The organism is Kitasatospora sp. NPDC101447 (assembly GCF_044767225.1).
In the GTDB taxonomy this organism is placed as follows: Bacteria; Actinomycetota; Actinomycetes; order Streptomycetales; family Streptomycetaceae; genus Kitasatospora.
This window is the reverse complement of the sequence record NZ_JBIWNL010000005.1, coordinates 339,702-357,976: the sequence shown is the minus strand read 5'-3', so window position 1 is coordinate 357,976 and position 18,275 is coordinate 339,702. Positions and strand designations below refer to the sequence as shown.

Annotated in this window: 16 protein-coding genes; 8 read left to right on the top strand and 8 right to left on the bottom strand. The window is 72.3% G+C overall.

Annotated features, from left to right (window positions below; translation table 11 throughout):
• Positions 1 to 31: 31 nt before the first annotated feature.
• The gene (locus tag ACIRST_RS10590) at positions 32 to 1,405 is read left to right on the top strand and encodes a hypothetical protein (protein ID WP_402801530.1); all 1,374 of its coding nucleotides are present in this window, start codon (positions 32 to 34) and stop codon (positions 1,403 to 1,405) included.
• 81 nt (positions 1,406 to 1,486) lie between these two features.
• Here ACIRST_RS10590 and ACIRST_RS10585 read toward each other — a convergent pair whose 3' ends face one another.
• The gene (locus tag ACIRST_RS10585) at positions 1,487 to 2,203 is read right to left on the bottom strand and encodes a flavodoxin family protein (RefSeq protein ID WP_350520766.1); all 717 of its coding nucleotides are present in this window, start codon (positions 2,201 to 2,203) and stop codon (positions 1,487 to 1,489) included.
• Between the two features lie 249 nt (positions 2,204 to 2,452).
• Between ACIRST_RS10585 and ACIRST_RS10580 the strand changes: the two genes are divergently transcribed.
• Both ACIRST_RS10580 and ACIRST_RS10575 read left to right on the top strand, forming a co-directional pair.
• Positions 2,453 to 3,733 (top strand): GNAT family N-acetyltransferase, encoded by a 1,281-nt coding sequence (locus ACIRST_RS10580; RefSeq protein ID WP_350520765.1) that lies wholly within the window; start codon positions 2,453 to 2,455, stop codon positions 3,731 to 3,733.
• A gap of 298 nt (positions 3,734 to 4,031) precedes the next feature.
• Positions 4,032 to 4,379 carry an ArsR/SmtB family transcription factor gene (locus tag ACIRST_RS10575; RefSeq protein ID WP_402801658.1) on the top strand — a complete coding sequence of 116 codons (348 nt, stop codon included), beginning with the start codon at positions 4,032 to 4,034 and terminating at the stop codon, positions 4,377 to 4,379.
• 121 nt (positions 4,380 to 4,500) lie between these two features.
• Here ACIRST_RS10575 and ACIRST_RS10570 read toward each other — a convergent pair whose 3' ends face one another.
• Entirely contained in the window at positions 4,501 to 5,646 is a 1,146-nt protein-coding gene (locus ACIRST_RS10570) for an NADH:flavin oxidoreductase (protein WP_350520764.1), read from the bottom strand.
• A 237-nt stretch (positions 5,647 to 5,883) separates the two neighbouring features.
• On the opposite strand from ACIRST_RS10570, the gene ACIRST_RS10565 reads away from it, so the two are divergent.
• Positions 5,884 to 7,032, top strand: coding sequence for an alanine racemase (locus ACIRST_RS10565; RefSeq protein WP_402801526.1), 1,149 nt, complete (start codon positions 5,884 to 5,886; stop codon positions 7,030 to 7,032).
• A gap of 51 nt (positions 7,033 to 7,083) precedes the next feature.
• Here ACIRST_RS10565 and ACIRST_RS10560 read toward each other — a convergent pair whose 3' ends face one another.
• Positions 7,084 to 7,782 (bottom strand): hypothetical protein, encoded by a 699-nt coding sequence (locus tag ACIRST_RS10560; RefSeq protein ID WP_402801524.1) that lies wholly within the window; start codon positions 7,780 to 7,782, stop codon positions 7,084 to 7,086.
• A 207-nt stretch (positions 7,783 to 7,989) separates the two neighbouring features.
• Here ACIRST_RS10560 and ACIRST_RS10555 point away from each other — a divergent pair, with 207 nt between their 5' ends.
• A complete protein-coding gene (locus ACIRST_RS10555; RefSeq protein WP_402801522.1) occupies positions 7,990 to 8,418 on the top strand; it encodes a hypothetical protein in 429 nt (142 codons plus the stop codon).
• Positions 8,419 to 8,570: 152 nt separating this feature from the next.
• Here ACIRST_RS10555 and ACIRST_RS10550 read toward each other — a convergent pair whose 3' ends face one another.
• From ACIRST_RS10550 to ACIRST_RS10530, 5 genes are read right to left on the bottom strand one after another with little or no spacing between them, the layout of a single operon-like run.
• The gene (locus ACIRST_RS10550; protein ID WP_350520760.1) at positions 8,571 to 9,338 is read right to left on the bottom strand and encodes a 3-oxoacyl-ACP reductase; all 768 of its coding nucleotides are present in this window, start codon (positions 9,336 to 9,338) and stop codon (positions 8,571 to 8,573) included.
• Positions 9,339 to 9,343: 5 nt separating this feature from the next.
• The gene (locus tag ACIRST_RS10545) at positions 9,344 to 10,717 is read right to left on the bottom strand and encodes an aldehyde dehydrogenase family protein (protein ID WP_350520759.1); all 1,374 of its coding nucleotides are present in this window, start codon (positions 10,715 to 10,717) and stop codon (positions 9,344 to 9,346) included.
• A complete protein-coding gene (locus tag ACIRST_RS10540; protein WP_350520758.1) occupies positions 10,714 to 11,442 on the bottom strand; it encodes a gamma-glutamyl-gamma-aminobutyrate hydrolase family protein in 729 nt (242 codons plus the stop codon). The genes ACIRST_RS10545 and ACIRST_RS10540 overlap by 4 nt, the downstream gene beginning before the upstream one ends.
• Positions 11,439 to 12,797, bottom strand: coding sequence for a glutamine synthetase family protein (locus ACIRST_RS10535; RefSeq protein WP_402801519.1), 1,359 nt, complete (start codon positions 12,795 to 12,797; stop codon positions 11,439 to 11,441). Before ACIRST_RS10535 ends, ACIRST_RS10540 begins: the two co-directional genes overlap by 4 nt.
• Positions 12,794 to 14,359: an amino acid permease gene (locus tag ACIRST_RS10530; RefSeq protein WP_396548234.1), complete on the bottom strand. Its 1,566-nt coding sequence runs from the start codon at positions 14,357 to 14,359 to the stop codon at positions 12,794 to 12,796. Before ACIRST_RS10530 ends, ACIRST_RS10535 begins: the two co-directional genes overlap by 4 nt.
• Positions 14,360 to 14,572: 213 nt before the next feature.
• Here ACIRST_RS10530 and ACIRST_RS10525 point away from each other — a divergent pair, with 213 nt between their 5' ends.
• The 3 genes from ACIRST_RS10525 to ACIRST_RS10515 all read left to right on the top strand — a co-directional run bounded on the left by ACIRST_RS10525 (position 14,573) and on the right by ACIRST_RS10515 (position 18,239).
• Positions 14,573 to 15,322, top strand: coding sequence for a FadR/GntR family transcriptional regulator (locus tag ACIRST_RS10525; RefSeq protein WP_402801517.1), 750 nt, complete (start codon positions 14,573 to 14,575; stop codon positions 15,320 to 15,322).
• Between the two features lie 256 nt (positions 15,323 to 15,578).
• Positions 15,579 to 17,240 (top strand): beta-1,3-glucanase family protein, encoded by a 1,662-nt coding sequence (locus ACIRST_RS10520; RefSeq protein WP_350520754.1) that lies wholly within the window; start codon positions 15,579 to 15,581, stop codon positions 17,238 to 17,240.
• Positions 17,241 to 17,444: 204 nt separating this feature from the next.
• Positions 17,445 to 18,239, top strand: coding sequence for a metal-dependent hydrolase (locus tag ACIRST_RS10515; protein ID WP_350520837.1), 795 nt, complete (start codon positions 17,445 to 17,447; stop codon positions 18,237 to 18,239).
• Positions 18,240 to 18,275: the final 36 nt, after the last annotated feature.

Here is an 18,275-nt window from a genome sequence, read left to right as displayed (position 1 = left end):
ACCGCGCACCCGTCCCCTGAGAGGACCTTCCGTGGACCGCCCGACCCTGACCACGCAGTATCTGGCCGAACTGAGCGAAAGTACGGCCACCGCGGCCGAACTGCTCGGTCGTGCGCAGCACGACGCCCTGCTCGCCCTCGACTACGAGAACCGCTTCCTGCCCCGCCCGCTCTTCCTCGGCCACGAAGAGCGGGAGCAGCTGACGGACGATCTGGAAACGCTCCACACCGCGCTGTTCAGCCTGCCCGACAGGCTCTTCGACGGCGACCTCGGCGCGTTCGCCCGGGCCGTCGGCATGACCGAGACCCAGACCGAGGTGATCCTGCGCAGCCAGGGCGCCGGCGCGACCCGCATGGCCCGTACGGATCTGTGCGTCGACGACAGTGGATTCAAGGTCGTGGAAGTCAACATGACCAGCTCGCTCGGCGGCCTGGGCAACGGGGTGATGGCCGAGGCCCTGCTGGAACACCCGCTCCTCGCCGACTTCGCCGCCCGGCACGGCCTCGGCTTCGCCGACACCGCCGGGGAACTGCTGCACACCATGTACGCCGCCACCGGGTTCGACCCGCAGTCCCGGCCGGTCATCGCGGTCGCCGACTGGCCGAGCAGCTACCTGAGCGGCTGGGCCGCCTTCCTGGAGGCGTTCTGCGCCCGTCTTCGGGCCCTGGGCGCAGACGCACACCCCTGTCACATCGGCCAGCTCGACTACCGCGACGGCCGGGTCTGGCTCGGCGACCGGGCCGTCGACATCATCCACCGGATCTTCCTCGCCGAGGACCTGCTCGAATCCCCCGAAGCCCCGGCGCTGATGGACCGGGTCGTGCGCGCCGCCGCAGCCGACCAGGTGAAGCTGTTCGTCCCGCTGGACGCAGAGCTCTACGCCAGCAAGACCACGCTCGCGATGCTCTCGGACGAGAAGAACCGGCACCTGTTCGGCACCGAGGAGCTGGCGGCGTTCGACCGCCTCCTGCCGTGGACCCGAACCGTCCGGCCCGGCACGGTGACGCTGGAGAGCGGACAGCCGGTGGAACTGCTCGACTACGCCCGGGCGAACCGACACGACCTCGTCCTCAAACCGACGGTCCTGCACGGTGGCAGCGGTGTGGTCCTCGGCGGGGACGTGACCGAGGAGAGCTGGGCCAAGCACCTCGACGCCGCGCTCGGCAAGCCCTCCATACTGCAGCGCCGGATCCGCCCGGTCACCGAACTCTTCCCGGACGAGGACGGCCGGCTGCAGCCCTGGCTGACGGTCTGGGGCGTGTTCACCATGGCGCGCGGCTTCGCCGGCATCATGGCCCGCGCCACCCGCCTGGAAGCCAACGTCGGCGTGGTCAACATCACCAACGGAGCACACGCCGGCACCGGACTGTACGAGCTGCCGCCCCGCACGCGCACCGATGAGTGACCGACTCTGGTGGCGACGTCGCACACAGCAGCCGCCCGCCGGACGAGCCCGTGTCCCCGTTCCCTTCGAACCGATGCCGGTTCAGCGGTGTTCGGGGTTGTCGGAGTCGAAGCGGCAGCCGGCGTCCCACTCGGAGCGCTGGTTGCCGTGGGCGGGGATGCCGCCGGCGTCCCTGAGCATGCGGGCCAGGTGGAGCTGGTTCCAGGTCATGAAGGTGGTGTTGCGCCTGGTGAAGTCGTTCTCCGGGCCGCCGGAGCCGGGGTCGAGGTAGGAGGGCCCGGGGCCGGCCTCGCCGACCCAGCCGGCGTCGGCCTGCGGCGGGATGGTGTAGCCGAGGTGCTGGAGGCTGTAGAGGACGTTCATCGCGCAGTGCTTGGCGCCGTCCTCGTTGCCGGTGATCAGGCAGCCGCCGACCCGGCCGTAGTAGGCGTACTGGCCCTCGGAGTTGAGGATCGACGAGCAGGCGTAGAGCCGTTCGACGACCTTCTTCATCACGGAGGAGTTGTCCCCGAGCCACACCGGTCCGGCCAGCGTGAGGATGTCGGCGGCCATCACCTGGGAGTAGATCACCGGCCACTCGTCGGTCTCCCAGCCGTGCTCGGTCATGTCCGGCCAGACGCCCGTCGCGATGTCGATGTCCACCGCGCGCAGGACGTCGACCTGGACACCCTGGCGTTCCAGGATGCCGGTGCTGACGTCGATCAGGCCCTGGGTGTGGCTGCGCTCCGGGGAACGCTTCAGCGTGCAGTTGATCACCAGGGCGCGCAGGTCGGCGTACGACGTCGTCGGGTCCGGCACGAAGTCCTCCTCCAGGAGCCGTGGGAGCCCGGTCGGGGTCGTGGACTCCCCGCACAGCTCACCAGTCCGGTGTGGTGGGCGCCCGTGGAGCTGGGCCGGACGCCTGACGGTCTGCCGTTCGGTCGGTTCTGGTCGCCCGCCGCGACCGCCGCGCGGACAATGGCCCCGAGGGGGACCGGGGCGAGGGACAGCCTTCGCGGGCGCAGCGCACCGGGGCCGTGCAGGGGCTCGGGGGCCGAGGAGGAAGCCGTGCCAGTGTGGCACTTGCGGGACTTCCACGACGACGATCTGGACCAGGCGATCCAGCTGTGGGACCAGGGCCGGCACGCCGACCTGTCCCTCCCGGTCTTCCCCGTCTCCGACGTCGTCGCCGCGGCCCGCGGGGGACAGCCGGCCGTGGTCGCCCTGGTCGGGGAGGAGCTGGTCGGCATGGCGGTCGCCCGTGCCGAGGGCGAACGCGGATGGATCATGATCGTGGCCCTGTCCGGCGCGTGGCGCAACCGTGGGCTCGGCAGCGCGTTGATCACTCAGGTCGAACAACGTCTGCGGGCGAAGGGGGTGCGGCGGTTCAGCGCGGTCCTCACCCCCGGCTCGACCGGGACGGCGGCCCTGGAGAACTCCGGCTACCGCCAGGTGAGCGGGCTGGTCTACTACGAGAAGCTGGAACACCCGGACGCGGGAGACGCCGGGCTGCTCGCCCAGCTCGGCGGCCGGGTCATGCCGCACGGGCTGTGGGAGCGGCTCGCGGGGATGCACGCGGCCAAGGACGCCATCGAACGGCGGATCGTCCTCCCGCTCACCGAACCGGAGCTGGCCGAGAGCTACGGAGTCCGCCCGCCCAAGGCGGTCATCCTCTTCGGGCCGCCCGGAACCGGGAAGACCACGTTCGCCAAGGCGGTCGCCTCACGACTGGGCTGGCCGTTCGTGGAGCTGTTCCCGTCCCGGCTGGCGGCCGACGCCGACGGGGCCCTCGCGGCCTCGCTGCGCGAGGTCTTCGCGGACCTGGCCGATCTCTCCAGCGTGCTGCTCTTCATCGACGAGGTCGAGGAGATCGCCGCCGCCCGCTCCGGCACCGCCGTCGACCCCGGACACGGTGTCACCAATGAGCTCCTCAAGCTCATCCCGGCGTTCCGCGACCACGACGACCGGCTGCTGATCTGCGCCACCAACTCGCTGCGCACCCTCGACTCGGCGTTCCTGCGGCCGGGCCGCTTCGACTACATCATCCCCGTCGGTCCGCCCGACGCCGTCGCGCGCGAGGCGATCTGGCGCCGCTACCTCGGGCCGAGCGCGCAGCGCGTCGACATCGACAGGCTGGTCTCCGCCAGCGAGATGTTCACCCCCGCCGACATCGAGTACGCCGCCCGCAAGGGCTCCCAGCAGGCCTTCGAGAACGAGATCACCCACCGCACCGGGCTCCCCGCCGGCACCGACGACTTCCTCGCGGCGATCGCCGCCACGCGTCCCACCCTCACCGCGCAGGCCCTGGAGACCTTCACCGAGGACATCGAGCGCCACGTCCGCACCTGAGACCGGCGGACCCGGCGCGCCCGAGAAGGCGGCCCCGGCGGAGCGGATGAGTCGTGGCCGCCCCGGCGTCGGTTCCGGGGCGGCCACGTCGCGACAGACGCTTCCGGAGCCTGCCGCGTTGCATAGCTTAGCAGTTGCTAATATTGGCAAATAGTCCCGGGCCGACCGCCCTCGCCCCACGCTGACCAGGCCGTTCGACCACGTTGCTACAGTCTCCACCGATGAAGCCAAGCCCAACCAGCGCCCGGCAGGGGCGGTGAATCCCATGACGGCCGACTCGCCACGCAGGCCCTCGGTCATTGCCGTGCCGCTCTACCAGCACAAGGCCGAGTTCTTCAAAACCCTCGGCCACCCCGTGCGCATCCGCGTCCTGGAGCTCCTGAGCGAACGCGAGCACGCCGTCGCCGAGCTGCTGCCCGAGGTCGGCGTCGAGCCGGCCCACCTCTCCCAGCAGCTCGCCATCCTGCGCCGCGCCGGCGTCGTGGTCTCCCACCGCGAGGGCGCCTCCGTCGTCTACCGGCTCACCAGCCCCGAGATCGGCGAACTCCTGGCCGTCGCCCGCGCCATCCTCGCCGCCCTGCTGACCGACCGCGCCGGACTCCTCGACGACCTGCGCCCCGAGGCCGGTCCCACGCCCGGCGGCTGATCCGCGGCGGGCAGAGCTCACCGAACCCCCTGCTCCCGAACCCCCTGCTCCCGAACCCCCTGCTCCCGAACCCCCTGCTCCCGGGGCCCCGCCCGACCGGGCGGGGCCCCGGGAGGAGTGGTCAGCTGAGGGTGCGGACTGCGGCGGCGTCGTAGGGGAGCAGGTCGGCGAAGCGGCCGGAGAGGACCTTGGCGGCCCACTGCGGGTCCTGGAGGAGGGCGCGGCCGACGGCGACCAGGTCGAACTCGTCGCGCTCCAGGCGGTCGAGCAGGTTGTCGATGCCCTGGACCGGGGCGCCCTCGCCCATGAACGCGCGGACGAAGTCGCCGTCGAGGCCGACCGAGCCGACGGTGATGGTGGGGCGGCCGGTGAGCTTCCTGGTCCAGCCGGCCAGGTTGAGGTCCGAGTCGTCGAACTCGGGGAGCCAGTAGCGGCGGGTCGAGGCGTGGAAGGCGTCGACGCCGGCCTCGGCGAGCGGGGTGAGGATCGCCTCCAGCTCCTGCGGGGTCTCGGCGAGGCGGGCGTCGTAGTTCTCCGACTTCCACTGCGAGTAGCGGAAGATCACCGGGAACTCCGGCGAGACGGCGGCGCGCACCGCGGCGACGAGCTCGGCCGTGAACTTCGTCCGGGCGACCGGGTCGCCGCCGTACTCGTCGGTGCGGCGGTTGGTGCCCGCCCACAGGAACTGGTCGAGCAGGTAGCCGTGGGCGCCGTGCAGCTCGACGCCGTCGAAGCCGATCCGCTCGGCGGCCGCGGCGGCCTCGGCGAACGCGCCGATGACGGCGTCCAGGTCGGCGCGGGTCATCGCCCGGCCCGTTCCCTCGGTGCCGTCCAGGCGGATGCCGGACGGGCCGACGGCGGGGGCGTCGGCGACCGGCGGGTCGCCCTGCTTGCGCACCATCCCGATGTGCCAGAGCTGCGGCACGATGGTGCCGCCCGCCGCGTGGACGTCCTCGGCGACGCGGGCCCACCCGGCCAGCTGCTCCTCGCCGTGGAAGCGCGGGATGTCGTCGCTCTGCCCGGCGGACTCGTGGCCGACGTACGTTCCCTCGGTGACGATCAGACCGACGCCCGCGGCGGCGCGGCGGGCGTAGTACGAGCGGACGTCCTCGCCGGGCACGCCGCCCGGGGAGAACTGGCGCGTCATCGGCGCCATCACGATGCGGTTGGGCACGGTCAGCCCGTTGATCGTGACGGGCCGGGACAGGATCTCGGCCGCGCGGGAGGAGGCGGGCTCGGTGGACGGGACGGGCTCGGTGACGGTCATGGGGATCCTCGCGGGTACCGGGGGTGTGCGCCGGAGCGGAAACGGTTGCCTGTGCCAACCACCTCCACGGCTTCGGCATTTCGTCGGCCGCGCGGTTCCCGCTGTGATCCGCGCCACTGCCCGCCAGTGGGGATCGGCCGTCGCGCGTCGACTGCTCAGCCGGCCAGGCGGGCGGGGGTGACCGTGCTCGACATGTCGGCGATCATGTCCGTGCGGTTCGAATCGAAAGGAACGCAGATGAGCGGAATCCCGGCGGAGATCGACACTCCGGACATCGTGGTCGACCTGGAGGTGCTCGAACGGAACATCGAGCGCATGGCGGCGGCACTGCGGGCCAGGGGCCTGCGGCTGCGTCCCCACGCCAAGACCCACAAGATGCCGGAGATCGCCGCGCGGCAGCTCGCGGCGGGGGCCGTCGGGCTGACGGTGGCGACCATCGGGGAGGCCGAGGTCTTCGCCGAGCACGGCGCCACCGACCTCTTCATCGCCTATCCGCTGTGGATCGGGCCCCGGCAGGCGGAGCGGCTGCGGCGGCTCGCCGGCACGGCGCGGATCGCGATCGGGGTGGACTCCGTCGAGGCGGCCGAGGCGGCGGGCCGTCACCTCGGGTCCGCGGCCGGCGACATCGAGGCCGTGGTGGAGATCGACAGCGGCCACCACCGCAGCGGTGTCCTGCCGGAGCAGGCCGTGGTGGTGGCCCGGGCGGCGGCCGCGGCGGGGCTCCGCGTCGGCGGGGTGTTCACCTTCCCGGGGCACAGCTATGCGCCGGGCATGCCCGCGAAGGCGGTCGAGGAGGAGCAGCAGGCCCTCGGGCGGGCGGCCGGACTGCTCGCGGCGGCCGGCTTCGAGATCACGCGGGTGAGCGGTGGATCCACGCCGACCGCGGAGCTGACCGGGGCTTCGGAGCCGGGCTCGGAGGGGGCCGGGAGCGCGGAGCAGAGCGGGGACCCGGCGCTCACCGAGGTGCGGCCGGGCGTCTACGTGTTCGGCGACGCCCAGCAGTTCGAACTCGGACGGTGCACTCTCGCGGACATCGCGCTGACGGTCGCGGCGACCGTCGTCAGCAGGCACGAGGGGGACGACACCACACCCCGGCGGGTCGTCCTGGACGCGGGCAGCAAGGTCCTCGGCGGTGACCGGTCCGCCTGGGCGACGGGCTTCGGACGGCTCATGGACCACCCCGAGGCCCGCATCACGGCGCTCTCCGAGCACCACGCCACCGTGGTGTGGCCCGAGGACAGCGACCTGCCCGCGCTGGGGGAGCGGCTGCGGGTGGTTCCCAACCACGTCTGCGTCGCGGTGAACCTCGTCGACGACGTCGCGGTGGTCCGAGCCGGCGAGCTCGTGGACCGCTGGCGGGTGGCCGCCCGCGGCAGGAACGCCTGACCGGGGCACCCCTCCCGGGGGCCGGATCCCGCCTCACCGCGGGATCCGGCCTCACTGCAGGATGTTGATCGCGCGGGCGATCACCAGACCGGCCAGGATGAGGGAGGTCGCGGCCTCCACCATCATCAGCAGCTTGGCCCACCTCCTGATCGCGGAGATGTCGGTGGGGCTGAAGGCGGTCGCGGTCCAGAAGGACAGCGACAGGTAGTCGGTGAAGTTCGGTACCCAGTCGGGCGGCGCGTGGGCGCTGTGCTGCATCTCGGGGAACACGAACGTGGGCGGCACGTCGGGCCGGTTGGCGCGGGCGGCGGCGCCGCCGCGGTCCAGGTCCCAGTACCAGAGCGCGAAGGCGATCACGTTCGTCACCCAGGTCACGCCCCCGGTGGCCAGCAGGCCGGTCGCGTTGTTGGCGAACAGCTTGTTGTTGGTCAGGATGTCCGTCACCAGGTGGATGCCCGCGTGCAGGTTCGACGCGGTGACGAAGGCGATCAGGGCCTCGGTGACCACCCGCAGCCAGGTCTTCTGACGGTCGATCCGCCCGGGGTCACCGATGACCAGGACCGCCAGCAGCGTGAACATCACCACCGGAACCAGCCAGACGGGGTCCAGCCGGTACGACGCCGGCAGCGCCACGTGGAGCACCGCGGCGGTCGCGACCGCCAGCCCCACCGGCCACCAGTGCTCGCCCCGCTCGGTGGCCGGAGCGGGTGTGACCGGCGGCGGACCGGCTGGGCCGGGGCTTGGTGGCATGCCCCATTGTCACCTCGCCGACCCGGTTGCGCGGTGTTGCCGCCGCCGCGCGCCGTGCGAGACATGATCGCCGACTGTTACCCGATGGTGACGTTCCGTCCACAACCGATCCGGGGCGGCGGGTGTCCTTACAGACGGCAGACCCCGAACGGCGGTACGTACGCCTTTCGGGCCGGACAACCACCTCCCCTCGAAAGGGGTGCACCCGTGATCGTCTCCAAGCGGACCTCCCTGCGCCTGGCCGCCGTGGCCACCCTCGGCGCGCTCTCCCTCGGTCTGGCGGGCACCGCCATGGCCGCGGCCCCCGTCGCCCAGCCCGCCGCCGTCGCCCAGCCGGTCGCCGTCGGCCAGCCGGCCGCCGCGCATGCCGCCATCACCGCCAAGCCGTCGGTCTCCTCCGTCCAGGCGTGGCAGCTGTTCCGCGTCACCGGCACGACCACCGGCCTCCAGGCGGGCAGCAAGGTGACCCTGCAGCAGAAGCAGCACGGCGCCTGGGTCACGCTGCCGGCCTCCGTCACCACGGCCCGCAACGGCTCCTACTCGCTCGGCGTGAAGCTCGGCCTCAAGGGCCTGAACGAGCTGCGCATCGTCAGCGGGGACACCGCCTCCCCGGTCTTCACCGTCACCGTGCGCTGACCCGCCGGGCCCAGGGCCCCGCGGCCGTGAGGCCGCGGAGCCTCGGGCACAGGGGAAGGGGGCGTCCGTCGGAACGGACGCCCCCTTCCCCTGTGCTGTGCCGTGCGCGCCGCGTCGCCCCGACCGTGATCGGCCGCTCGCGGGGCCGGCCGTTACTGCGGCGTCACGTAGGCGCCGGAGATGCCGCCGTCGACGAGGAAGGTGTTGGCGGTCATGAAGGACGAGTCGTCGGAGGCGAGGAAGGCGACCGCGGCGGCGATCTCCTCGGGCTCGGCGAAGCGGCCGAGCGGGATGTGGACCAGGCGGCGGGCGGCCCGCTCCGGGTCCTTGGCGAACAGTTCCTGCAGCAGCGGGGTGTTCACCGGGCCGGGGCACAGGGCGTTGACCCGGATGCCCTCGCGGGCGAACTGCACGCCCAGCTCGCGGGACATGGCCAGCACGCCGCCCTTGGAGGCGCTGTAGGAGATCTGCGAGGTGGCCGCGCCCATCACGGCGACGAAGGAGGCGGTGTTGATGATCGAGCCCTTGCCCTGGCGCTGCATGTGCGGGATCGCGTACTTGCAGCACAGGTAGACGCTGGTCAGGTTGACCTCCTGGACCCGCTTCCAGGCGTCCAGGCCGGTGGTGAGGATGGAGTCGTCGTCCGGCGGGGAGATGCCCGCGTTGTTGAAGGTGATGTCGAGCCGGCCGTACTCGTCGACGGCCCGCTGGAAGAGGTCGCGCACCGCGTCCTCGTCGGTGACGTCGGCCTGGATGAACAGGCCGCCGACCTCGTTCGCGGCCTTGGCGCCGGTCTCGGCGTCGAGGTCGACGCAGACCACCTTGGCGCCCTCGGCGGCGAAGCGGCGGGCGGTCGCCAGGCCGATGCCGCTGCCCGCGCCGGTGATGACGGCCACCCGGCCGTCGAGTCGCTGGGTCATGGTGATCATTCCTCCGTGGAGATGAAGACGTTCTTGGTCTGGGTGAAGGCGTCCAGCGCGTCCGGGCCGAGCTCGCGGCCGAGGCCGGACTGCTTGAAGCCGCCGAAGGGCGTGGTGTAGCGCACCGAGGAGTGCGAGTTGACGGAGAGGTTGCCGGCCTCCACGCCGCGCGAGACCCGCAGGGCCCGCCCGACGTCCCTGGTCCAGATGGAGCCGGACAGCCCGTACTCGGTGGCGTTCGCGATGCGCAGGGCGTCCTCTTCGTCGCGGAACGGGACGACCGCGACGACCGGGCCGAAGATCTCCTCGGTGAAGGCACGGTCGTCGTGCCGCACCGGTGCGAGGACGGTCGGCGGGTACCAGAAGCCGGGCCCGTCGGGGGCGCTGCCGCGGAAGGCGACGGCCGATCCGTCCGGGACGTAGGAGGCGACGCGCTCCCGGTGGGCGGCGGAGATCAGCGGCCCCATCTCGGTCTTCTCGTCGCCCGGGTCGCCGACCCGCACGCCGCGGACGGCCGGCTCCAGGAGCGCCAGGAAGTCGTCGAGGACGGAGGCCTCGACCAGGATCCGGGAGCGGGCGCAGCAGTCCTGGCCGGCGTTGTCGAAGACGGCGTAGGGCGCGGTCGCGGCGGCCTTGGCGAGGTCGGCGTCGGCGAAGACGATGTTGGCGCTCTTGCCGCCGAGTTCGAGGGTGACGGGCTTCACCTGGGCGGCGCAGCCCGCCATGATCTCCTTCCCGACCCGGGTCGAGCCGGTGAACACGACCTTGCGCACGTCGGGGTGGGTGACGAAGCGCTGTCCGACGACGGGGCCGCGGCCGGGCAGGACCTGCAGCACGCCCTCCGGGATCCCGGCCTGCAGGGCGAGTTCGGCGAGGCGCAGGGCGGTGAGCGGGGTGAGTTCGGCGGGTTTGACGATGACGGTGTTGCCGGCCGCCAGCGCCGGGGCGAGGGCCCAGGCGGCGATCGGCATGGGGAAGTTCCACGGCACGATGACGCCGACCACGCCGATCGGTTCCTGGAAGGTGACGTCGATGCCGCCGGCGACGGGGATCTGCCGGCCGAACAGTCGTTCGGGCGCGGCGGCGTAGTACTCGATGACGTCCCGCGCGTTGCCCGCCTCCCAGCGGGCGTTGCCGATGGTGTGGCCGGCGTTGGCGACCTCCAGGGCGGCGAGGTGCTCGCGGTCGGCGTCGACGGCGGCGGCGAAGGCGCGCAGCAGCCGGGCCCGGTCGGCGGGGGCGACCCGGCGCCAGGTGTCGAAGGCGGCGCGGGCGCGGGCGACGGCGGCGTCGGTCTCGGCGAGGCCGGCCAGTTCGACGGTGGTGATCACCTCCTCGGTGGCGGGGTTGACGACCTCGTAGAGGTCCGGTTCGGTCATGGAGCTGTCTCCCTGTGCGTGGCGGTGGTCTGGCCGGCGGCGACCAGGGCCTGGAAGAGGCGCAGGTCGTCGGGGTTCGTCTCGGGGTGCCACTGGACGCCCAGCGCGAAGCGGTGGCCGGCCAGTTCGAGGCCTTCGACGGTGCCGTCGGCGCTGCGGGCGGTGACCTGCAGACCGGCGCCGAGCCGGTCGACGGCCTGGTGGTGGTAGCAGGAGACCTCGGTGTCGGGCCCCAGGACCTCGGCGAGCCGGCTGCCCGCCACCAGGGCGACCCGGTGGCGGACGTAGCGGGCGGGGACGGTCTGGTGGCTCCCGTCGGGCAGGTGCTGGAGCAGGGTGCCGCCGAGTTCGACGTTGAGCAGCTGCATGCCGCGGCAGACGCCGAGCACCGGAAGGTCCCGGCTCAGGGCGGTGTGCAGGAGGGTGCTCTCCCAGTCGTCGCGGGCGTGGTGCGGCGGGCCGGTGCGCGGGTCCGCGTCCGTCGCGTACCGGGCCGGGTCGACGTCCGGGCCGCCGGCCAGCACGAGTCCGTCCAGGGCGTCGAGCAGGTGGTCGGTGCCGCCGGGTTGGGGCGGCAGCAGGACCGGGGTGCCGCCCGCGCGGACGACGGCGTCGACGTACGTCTGGGGCACGAGGGAGGCGCGCTGGTTCCAGACGGACCACGCGGCGTCGTCCTGGTAGCTGGTGATGCCGATCAGCGGTCGTCGGCGGTTGTCGCGCGTCACAGCCGCTCGAATCCGCGGCGCCGCTCCCAGTCGGTCACCGCCCGCTCGTAGGAGGCCAGTTCGGTGCGTCCGGCGTGGGTGTAGTGCCGGACGACGTCCTTGCCGAAGGCCTCGGTGGCGACGGCGCTGCGTTCGAACGCGTCGACCGCGTCGCGCAGGGTGGCGGGTACCCGGGGTGCTGCGGAGGCGTACGCGTTGCCGGTGAACTCCGGTTCGAGTTCGAGTTGCTGCTCGATCCCGTGCAGTCCGGCGGCGATCAGGGCGGCGACCGCGAGGTACGGGTTGACGTCGCCGCCGGGGACGCGGTTCTCGAAGCGCAGCGACTGGCCGTGGCCGACGACGCGCAGGGCGCAGGTGCGGTTGTCCCGGCCCCAGGCGATGGCGGTCGGCGCGAAGCTGCCGGGCACGTAGCGCTTGTAGGAGTTGACGGTGGGGGCGAGCAGCAGGGCGAAGTCGGCCAGGCAGGCGAGCTGTCCGGCGAGGAAGTGCTCCATGGTGCGGGAGAAGCCGTGCGGACGGTCACCGGCGAACACCGGGGTGCCCTGCTCGTCGCGCAGGCTCAGGTGGATGTGGCAGGAGTTGCCCTCGCGTTCGTCGTACTTCGCCATGAACGTGAGGCTGCAGCCCTCCTGGGCGGCGATCTCCTTGGCGCCGGTCTTGTAGACGGAGTGGTCGTCGCAGGTGGTGAGGGCGTCGGCGTACTTGAAGGCGATCTCGTGCTGGCCGAGGTTGCACTCGCCCTTGGCGGACTCGACGGTGAGGCCGGCGCCGGCCATGCCGTTGCGCAGCCGGCGCAGCAGGGGCTCGATCCGGCCGGTGCCGAGGATGGAGTAGTCCACGTTGTACTGGTTGGCCGGGGTGAGCCGGGTGTAGTCCTTGTCCCAGGCCTGTTCGTAGCTGTCCCGGAAGACGATGAACTCCAGCTCGGTGGCGGCGTGGGCCTGCCAGCCGTAGCCGGCCAGCCGGTCGAGCTGGCGCTGCAGGATCTGGCGGGGGGAGACGGCGACCGGGGTGCCGTCGTGGTGGACGACGTCGCACTGGACCATGACGGTGGCGGGGTGCCAGGGGATGGTCCGCAGGGTGGCGAGGTCGGGGCGCAGCGTCAGGTCGCCGTAGCCGTTCTCCCAGGAGGAGACCTCGTACCCGTCGACGGTGTTCATGTCGACGTCGACGGCCAGCAGGTAGCCGCAGCCCTCCGCGGCGCCGGGCACGACGTCGGCGAGGAAGTACTCGGCGGCGACGCGTTTGCCCTGGAGGCGCCCCTGCATGTCGGTCATGGCGAGCACGACGGTGTCGACGGACCCGTCGGCGACGCGGGTGCGCAGCTCGTCGAGGGTGAGCCGGGGGCGGGTCATCGGACCTCCAGTTCGGTGTCCAGTGCGTCGGGGTCGGACGGGGTGCCGTGGACGTGCGGCCCGGTGAACCAGTGCCGGGCGGAGACCAGCCACCAGATGCCGGCGAAGCCGACCACGACGGCCACCGCGACGGGTGTGTAGTTGAAGCTCTCGGCGGTGATCGGGCTGGCGGTGGGGAGCATGAACAGGACGGTGATCACCGCGGTCCAGACGACCGCGACGATGCCGATCGGCCGGCTCCACCGTCCCAGGTGCCAGGGCCCGCGCTGGAAGTCCTCGCCCTGGCGCAGCCGCAGGTACACCGGGATGACGTAGGAGATGTACAGGCCGATGACGGAGATGGAGGTCACGGCGGTGTACGCGGTGGTGTTCCAGAGCGCGGGCAGTCCGAGCAGCAGGGCGCCGCCGGTCGCGAGCCAGACCGCGTTGGTCGGGGTCTGGGTGCGCGGGTCGATGCGGTGCCACAGGCGGGAGCCGGGCAGTGCGCCGTCCCGGGAGAAGGCGTAGATCATGCGGGAGTTGGCGGTGACGGAGGCCATTCCGCAGAAGAACTGGGCGCCGATGACGATCAGCAGCAGGATCTGGGCGCCGCCGTCGCCGATCGCGTCGATGAAGATCTGCGCGGGCGGGACCTGGGTGTCGCTGTTGAGCGCGCCGTCGTAGTCGCGGATCGCGAAGGTGATGCCGAGCAGCAGGATCCAGCCCGCCGCCAGGGAGACGGTGATGGCGTTGACGATGCCGCGGGGTCCGGAGCGGGCGGCGTCGTGGGTCTCCTCGGTCATGTGCGCGGAGGCGTCGTAGCCGGTGAGGGTGTACTGCGCCATCAGCAGGCCGATCATCGCCACGTAGAACTGGTTGTGGAAGCCGGTCCCGTTGACGAACTCGGTGAGCACGAAGGAGGCCGAGGCGTGCTGGTCGGGGAGCACGGCGAGCGCTCCGACGATGATCGCGACGCCCACCAGGTGCCACCACACGGACACGCTGTTGAGGACGGCGACCAGGCGTACCCCGCGGGTGTTGAGCAGGCCGTGCACCAGCAGGATGACGGCGAAGATCTCCATGGTGTGCTCGGGGCTGGCCTCGATCCCGAAGCGCAGCGTGAGGAAGGCGTTGGTGAAGAACGCGGCGCCGAAGTCGACGCCCGCGGTCACCGCGACCTGGCCGAGGAAGTTGAACCAGCCGGTGAACCAGCTCCACGCCGGGCCGCGGGTGCGGGTCAGCTTGGCCGCCCAGTAGTAGAGCCCGCCGGCCGTCGGGTAGCTGGAGCAGATCTCGGCCATGGCGAGCCCGACGCAGAGCGTGAGCAGGCCGACCACCGGCCAGCCCCAGATGATCAGGGCCGGGCCTCCGGTCTTCATGCCCGTCCCGTACAGGGTCAGGCAGCCGGAGAGGATCGAGACGATGGAGAAGGAGACGGCGAAGTTGGAGAAGCCCGACATCGAGCGGGCCAGTTCCTGGGTGTAGCCCAGCTCGCGGAGCCGTTGTTCGTCGGCGGAAACGGGAGCGGTGTTCTGCGGAAACTTCTCGGGGGCAGGCTGGTCGGGTGAGCGTGCGTCGGTCATGGGCACCCCTGGGGGTTGAGGGTGTGCCGGGGAGCACAGGGCCACGACGGCGTGGCACGGTCGCCCCGACGGGTTCGACGGTCGGACGGCTCGTCAATGGTCTGGAATCAGTCCATTGGGTGGGTGAGCAGCATCGTTCCGGCTGCATCGGGGCCGCGTCAAGAGAAACGGGGGAACAGGTGCCGGAAACCGGTCCGTAGGTACGATTCCGGCGTGGACGTGGACGAATCACGCGAGCGAGCGCGGCTCGACTGGCAGGCCGGAGCGATCTTCCGCCCGGTCCGGACCGGCAACGCCTTCGAGGAGACCGTCGAGCGGCTGCTCCAGGCGATCAAGCTCGGCGTCTTCGGCCTCGGCGACCGACTGCCCGCCGAACGCGACCTCGCCGTCCGGCTCGGCGTCAGCCGGGAGACCCTGCGGGAGGCGCTGCGCACGCTGCAGCAGGCCGGCTGCGTCGAACCCCGCCGCGGCCGCTACGGCGGCACCTTCGTCACCTACCGGATGCCCGCACCGGACGTCGCCGACCTGCGCCGCGCGGCCCGCGACCTCGGCGGCTCCCTGGAGGACGCGCTGACCTACCGTCAAGTCCTGGAGGCAGGAGCCGCCGAGGCCGCCGCCCGTCACCCCCTCACCCCCGACCAGCGGGCCCACCTGGAGAGCCGGCTGGCCGACCTGGAGGAAGCCCCGCCGGAGCGGTACCGCCAGCTCGACTCCCGCTTCCACCTCGCCATCGGCGAACTCACCGGCTCCCCGTCCCTCGCCGCGGCCATCGCCGAGGCCAGGATGCGCCTCAACGACCTGCTGAACGCCATCCCCATGCTGGACCGCAACATCGAACATGCCGCCGAGCAGCACCGGGCCATGGTCCGGGCGATCCTCGACGGGGACGGCGACGCCGCCCGCCGCGCCACCGAGGAACACCTCGCCGCGACGGCCGCCCTGCTGCGGGGCTTCCTGGCCTGAGGCGTGGGACCGCCGAGCGCAGTCCGGCGTGCGCGGTCCGGCGCGCGCCGCAGCGTTCGAGAAGTCGGCGGAGCGTTCGAGAAGTCGGCGGAGCGTCAGAGCGAGAGCGTTCAAGAAATCAACGGACTCCGACTTAAGAGCCACTTATGGTTACGGACATTGACGTGTCCGGGGCCGAGCGGGAGGGTGATGGGCAGGCGGGCGCAGCGCGCGGCTCCCGCCCTCCCCCGCCTCCTCCACCGCTCCCGGAGTCCCCGTGATCACTCGCAGGACCATGCTCGGCGCCTCCGTCGCGGCCCTGACCGCGCCCGCGCTGGTCGCCGCCCTGTCCCGGACGGCCGACGGCAGCACCACCCCGCAACGCCTCGACGTCGACCTCGTCAACACCGTGTCCTCCCAGCAGGTCCACGCCTACGTCCTCGGCCTCGACCCGGCCCAGGGCAACAGCTGGGCCTTCCTGCGCTCCGACGGCAGCACGCTCTACCACCCGCCCTCCCCGAGCGCCCCGGGCGCACCCCTCGGCGCCGACTGCGCCATCGCCCTGAACGCGCCCGGCGGCACCCCGCGGCGGATCCGGCTGCCGTACCTCTCCAGCGGCCGGATCTACTTCTCCGTCGGCCGCGAACTGGTCTTCCGGATCAACCCGGGCCCGGGCATCGCGCTGCCCTCGGTGAGCAACCCCACCGACCCCAACATCGCCACCGCCTACGGGTTCTGCGAGTTCACCTACGGCCCGGACCAGCTGTACGCCAACATCAGCTACGTCGACTTCGCCGCCGTCCCGATCGCGTTCGACCTCACCGCCGGCAGTGCGCGGCAGCACGTCAGCGGCCTGCCCGCCGGCGGTCTGGAGTCCGCCGCCAACGCGCTGCGCACCCAGGCCGCTGCCGACGGCGGCGACTGGGCCCGGCTGATCGTCCCGGACCCCGCCGGCCGGACCCTGCGCATCCTCAGCCCCAACACGGCGATCAGCGCCGACCCGTCACTGTTCAACGGCTACCTCGACGGCTACCTCACCGCCGTGTGGCAGAAGTACCAGAGCACCGACCTGGTCGTCGACACCCAGGCCGGCTGGGGCACCGTCACCGGCCGGGTCCGCAACGGCGTCCTCACCTTCCCCGGCGTCGGCGGCTTCGCCAAGCCCTCCACCGCCGCCGTCTTCAACTGCAGTTCGGCACCGTTCACCACCGGCAACGACCTGATGGGCAACCTGAGCGCACGACTCGCCGCCGCACTCAACCGCACCACCCTGCTCGACGACCCCCACCAGCCGGACGGCGAGAACCCGGCCGCCTTCTACACCGCCGCGCGCACCAACCACTACGCGCGCGTCCTGCACGCCACCAACCCCGACCACCTCGGCTACGCGTTCCCGTACGACGACGTCCACCCGGCCGGCGTGGACTTCGAGGGCAAGGTGCAGTCGGCGGACCCGACCCTGCTGACCGTCACCGTGGGAGGCACCCAGGGCCCGGTCGACCCCGGGCCGTCACCGCAACCCGGCGGCGGGACGAGCGCCTTCGGCACCATCCGGGCCGAGTCGTACAGCGCGCAGTCCGGCACCGCGCTGGAAACCTGCGGCGACACCGGCGGCGGCCGCGACGTCGGCTGGATCGCGAACGGCGACTGGCTCGCCTACGCCGGCGTGGACTTCGGCAGCTCCGGCGCGACCCGCTTCCAGGCCCGGGTCGCCTCCGGCGCCGCACCCGGCGTCAGCGGACTCGTCCAGGTCCGGCTGGACAGCCCGACCGCCGCACCGGTCGGAAGCTTCGCCGTCGCCGGCACCGGCGGCTGGCAGGCCTGGCGGACGGTACCCGCCGACATCGCCCGGACCACGGGCACCCACACGGTGTACCTCACCTTCGCGAGCGGGCAGAGCGCCGACTTCGTCAACCTCAACTGGTTCACGTTCGGCTAGGCACCTCGCCGGGGCCCGGACGGGGCCGTCCGTCCGGGCCGTTCGGGCCGTTCGGGCCGTTCGGGCCGTTCGGGCCGTTCGGGGCGGCGAGCGCGAGCGCCGTCGCCTCGAACGGGCGAGATCAAGAAGTGATCATGGGCCGATATGCTCATTTCCCGTCAGGTGCCGCTCCGGCCCTGGTCGGAGCGGGAAGGCGGGATCGGCATGATGGGACCGGCGCACGCGCTGTCGGGTGCGGCGGCGTGGCTGGGGGTCGGCGCGGTCGCGGCCGGCATGGGCGAACCGATGCCGTGGCCGGTGCTGGTCGCCGGAGCCCTGATCTGCGCGGGAGCGGCGCTCGCCCCGGACCTGGACCACAAGGCGGCGACGATATCGCGGGCCTTCGGCCCGGTGTCGCGCTGGCTGTGCGAGGTCATCGACAAGCTCTCCTACGCCGTCTACAAGTCGACCCGGGGCAAGGGCGACGCGCGCCGCTCCGGCGGCCACCGGACGCTGACCCACACCTGGATCTGGGCGGTGATGTGCGGCGCCTCGGCCGCCGGCATCGCCGTGTACGGCGGGCGCTGGGGCGTGCTGGCCGTGCTGTTCGTGCACATGGTGCTGGCCATCGAGGGTCTGCTGTGGCGGCACGCGAGGGTCTCCAGCGACGTGCTGGTGTGGCTGCTCGGGGCGACCAGCGCCTGGATGCTGGCGGACGTCCTCGACCAGCCCGGCAACGGGTCGCAGTGGCTGTTCGACCAGCCGGGGCAGGCGTACCTGTGGATCGGGCTGCCGATCGCCCTGGGGGCACTGGTGCACTGCATCGGTGACGCACTGACGGTCTCGGGCTGCCCGATCCTGTGGCCCATCCCGATCGGCCGCAAGCGCTGGTACCCGATCGGCCCGCCCAAGGGTATGCGCTTCCGGGCCGGGAGCTGGGTCGAGATCAAGGTGCTCACGCCGGTCTTCATGGCCCTGGGCGCGGTGGGCGCACTGCTGGGACTGGGCCTCGTCGGCTGACAGCGCCTCCCCGCGCCGACCCGTGCCGACCGCCGG

What these genes read in the sequence shown, in the direction of transcription:
- ACIRST_RS10570 (WP_350520764.1), bottom strand. Translation starts at nt 5,646, where the DNA reads ATGACCGTCACCGAGCCCGTCCCGTCCACCGAGCCCGCCTCCTCCCGC.
- ACIRST_RS10565 (WP_402801526.1), top strand. Translation starts at nt 5,884, where the DNA reads ATGAGCGGAATCCCGGCGGAGATCGACACTCCGGACATCGTGGTCGAC.
- ACIRST_RS10560 (WP_402801524.1), bottom strand. Translation starts at nt 7,782, where the DNA reads ATGCCACCAAGCCCCGGCCCAGCCGGTCCGCCGCCGGTCACACCCGCT.
- ACIRST_RS10550 (WP_350520760.1), bottom strand. Translation starts at nt 9,338, where the DNA reads ATGACCCAGCGACTCGACGGCCGGGTGGCCGTCATCACCGGCGCGGGC.
- ACIRST_RS10545 (WP_350520759.1), bottom strand. Translation starts at nt 10,717, where the DNA reads ATGACCGAACCGGACCTCTACGAGGTCGTCAACCCCGCCACCGAGGAG.
- ACIRST_RS10535 (WP_402801519.1), bottom strand. Translation starts at nt 12,797, where the DNA reads ATGACCCGCCCCCGGCTCACCCTCGACGAGCTGCGCACCCGCGTCGCC.
- ACIRST_RS10530 (WP_396548234.1), bottom strand. Translation starts at nt 14,359, where the DNA reads ATGACCGACGCACGCTCACCCGACCAGCCTGCCCCCGAGAAGTTTCCG.
- ACIRST_RS10515 (WP_350520837.1), top strand. Translation starts at nt 17,445, where the DNA reads ATGATGGGACCGGCGCACGCGCTGTCGGGTGCGGCGGCGTGGCTGGGG.